Source organism: Bradyrhizobium sp. Leo114 (assembly GCF_055229415.2).
Genome location: NZ_JBUYEN020000196.1, coordinates 1 through 661, shown reverse-complemented (window position 1 = coordinate 661; position 661 = coordinate 1). Strand labels below are relative to the sequence as shown.

The window sequence follows — 661 nt, the reverse complement described above, 5'->3', positions numbered from 1 at the left end:
AGAGCAACATGTCTTCACTGAGACAAATCGCGTTCTACGGCAAGGGTGGCATCGGCAAGTCGACCACCTCGCAGAACACGCTGGCGGCGCTGGCCGAAATGGGCCACAAGATCCTGATCGTGGGCTGCGATCCCAAGGCGGACTCGACCCGCCTGATCCTGCACGCGAAAGCACAGGACACGATTTTGAGCCTGGCGGCGAGTGCCGGCAGCGTCGAGGACCTTGAACTCGAGGACGTCATGAAGATCGGGTATCAGGACATCCGCTGCGTCGAGTCGGGTGGTCCGGAGCCGGGCGTCGGCTGCGCTGGCCGCGGAGTCATCACCTCGATCAACTTCCTGGAAGAGAACGGCGCCTATGAGAACATCGACTACGTCTCCTATGATGTGCTCGGCGACGTCGTCTGCGGCGGTTTTGCGATGCCGATCCGCGAGAATAAGGCGCAGGAAATCTACATCGTCATGTCCGGCGAGATGATGGCAATGTATGCCGCCAATAACATTTCCAAGGGCATTTTGAAGTATGCCAACTCTGGTGGCGTGCGGCTCGGCGGCCTGATCTGCAACGAGCGACAGACAGATAAGGAGCTGGAACTGGCGGAGGCGCTCGCCAAGAAGCTCGGCACCCAGCTGATCTATTTCGTGCCGCGCGACAACGTCGT

1 protein-coding gene is annotated in these 661 nt (G+C 59.8%); it reads left to right on the top strand.

Going from position 1 to position 661, the window contains the following annotated elements; translation table 11 throughout:
* Nucleotides 1-8 precede the first annotated feature (8 nt).
* The coding region (locus tag ACZIRK_RS45365; RefSeq protein WP_474419863.1) for a nucleotide-binding protein at nt 9-661 on the top strand (653 nt) is incomplete at its 3' end.